We start from the raw sequence: 2,421 nt of genomic DNA on the forward strand, positions 1-2,421 counted from the left end.
CTAGACAGTATCGTGGACAACCAGCCCCTCTAAACTTTTAATATATTTCTGTTCAAAGGCTTCTGGACTTAACCAGCCGTTTGCAGAATGTCTTCTGACCCGATTGTAATAAATTTCAATATAGTCAAACAAGACAGCATTCGCTTCTTTTCGAGTCGAAAACACACTGCCATGTACCACATGACCTTTTAATGTATGAAAGAAGCTTTCAGTCACTGCATTATCCCAACAGTTTCCACGTCTAGACATACTCTGAGTACAATCATTTGTCAGTAACAGCGCTCTAAAATCACGACTACAGTACTGTGAACCTTGGTCTGAATGAACCATAACACCAGTTGGATAACCCTGACGAGCCATTGCATAGTTAAACGTATCACACACCAACTGGCGGTCTATTCGATGGCTGGTTTGCCACCCCACGATACGACGGCTAAATAAATCTAGCATCACACATAAATACAACCAACCTTCTTTAGTGCGGATATAGGTAATGTCTGTTGTCCAGATCTTATTGGGTTGATTGACCGTAAATTGACGATCCAACAAGTTAGGCGCTGTAGGCAAACGATGGTTTGAATCAGTCGTATGCTTGTATTTACGTGCAATCCTGCTACGTAAACCAAGTTTTTTTAGCATCCTTCCAATAGTACGTTCGCTAATGTTGTAACCTAAATCATGCATGTCATGTACTAATGAAGGTGCACCCAATCGTGCATGATGCTGCCAATATACGGCTTTTAAGTCATTATATTTCTGTGCCGTATTGGCTTGACGTTTTCGCCAGGCATAATAGCCTGAAGTGCTGACACCTAGGTATTTACAGGCAGAAGATACGGTGACTTCATTCATATCTAGATCTTGAATTACCGTGTACTTTTCTTGGCATGATCTGTTAGAAAGTACACATGCGCTTTTTTTAAGATGTCATTGGCTTCCCTGAGCTGTTTGACTTCTTTCTCTAATTCTAAGATCCGCTGTTGTTCTGGTGAAAGTTGACGTTTGCTTGAACCCACTGGATTGGCTTCACGAATCCATTTGTCTAAAGTTGAATAACCCACACCTAATTTCTGGGCGATTGCAGCTATAGGTTCGTGGGAGTTTGAAAGTGCATAATCAATCGCTTGCTGTTTAAATTCGGGACTAAAACGTTTAGCCATTTCTTGAATCTCCAAAGATTAAAGTTACGTTATCTTTAGAGGGACGTGCTGTCCATTATTTTGGCTAGGATCAATTTTACTGCTAAATTTTTCAATACTAGAAAGTAATGAAAATTTGAATTTTTGTACTTCGTAATACCATGGCTTGATTTTCTTAATTTTTGTTTTAGTCTCAGGTTGATTCAAAGCACTTGCCATCTTGGCAAGCTCATGGAGAGGTGAGGCTATAAAAGCAGATGCTCTCCAGACAATATAGAAAATTAATAGATAAAATATAAAGATCACACCACTTAATCTAAAAATAATTGATTTGGTTTCATCAATTAAATCGGCCAATGGTTCTTGTGAAACAACGATCCATCCGGTTGTAGGTATGTAGGCAAAACCAGCTACATATTTTGTTCCTATATCATTGATTAATTCAGTTTTCCCACTTTTTCTATACTCTATAGAGGCCATACTACTATTCTGGGCTACGAGACCCCCGATTTTTTTCCTATTCGGATCAAATACAATTTTTCCATTTCTATCAATGATATAGATATTGTTATTTTTATAGTTATATTCCAGTGGCAGTAATTCATTAATCATGTTAGTTTCTTTTAAATGAATTAAAGTGCCTACATACCCCTTATAGATATGTTTATTATCAAAGATTGGCTGTGAGATAAAGATTACCAAATTATTTCTGACTGAATAATAGGGCGGTGAGATATAAGCATGCTTACTTCGTAAAGATCCCTGAACTCCCAGTGAGGTAGACACTTGTCTTTGATCAAGATTAAGCTGCTTTAATGTGTATTCAGTAACCGATCCTTGGCTATTACCTATAATTAAAGTGTCAAAGTGATGAGAAAGATTTTTAAGTCGCTCAACTTCATGTTCTTTAAATGTACGCTGATCAAAGCCCTGACCTATTATATCTGCGCTGTATTTCAGTTCGTTTAAAGTAACTTGAAGTTTCCTGTCAGTATTCGAAGCAATTTTAGAAGCATATTCATAGTTGAGAAAAAGTGATTTCTTGACTAATTCTTTCTTAAAAAGGATATAACTTGCTACTAAGGAGATAACAAATAAAAATGAGACTGCTAAAGCAGTTAAAATTAGAATTAATTTTCTTAAATTAAGTTTAAAAATTTTTCTTTGGTAAGTATTTGGCATGCCAGAAAGTTAGCCAGCTATTAATTCTATTAAATATACACTACGATATGAGTATCCACGTAGTAATTTGTTTTTGTAAATTCTATCACAAGAGTAAAAA

Annotated in this window: 2 protein-coding genes; both read right to left on the reverse strand. The window is 36.2% G+C overall.

The genetic code is table 11. The features are described from left to right. A protein-coding gene (locus tag J502_RS15830; RefSeq protein ID WP_155757378.1) for an IS3 family transposase occupies window positions 1–1,160 on the reverse strand; the annotation gives its coding sequence in 2 pieces (ribosomal slippage) (window positions 1–926 and window positions 926–1,160; 1,161 coding nt in all). Window positions 1,161–1,184: 24 nt separating this feature from the next. Next, entirely contained in the window at window positions 1,185–2,321 is a 1,137-nt protein-coding gene (locus J502_RS15840; protein WP_249301646.1) for a cache domain-containing protein, read from the reverse strand. Window positions 2,322–2,421: the final 100 nt, after the last annotated feature.

Origin of the sequence: Acinetobacter sp. 1294596, assembly GCF_000582925.1 — a bacterium.
Taxonomy (GTDB): domain Bacteria; phylum Pseudomonadota; class Gammaproteobacteria; order Pseudomonadales; family Moraxellaceae; genus Acinetobacter; species Acinetobacter radioresistens.

What these genes read in the sequence shown, in the direction of transcription:
- J502_RS15840 (WP_249301646.1), bottom strand. Translation starts at nt 2,321, where the DNA reads ATGCCAAATACTTACCAAAGAAAAATTTTTAAACTTAATTTAAGAAAA.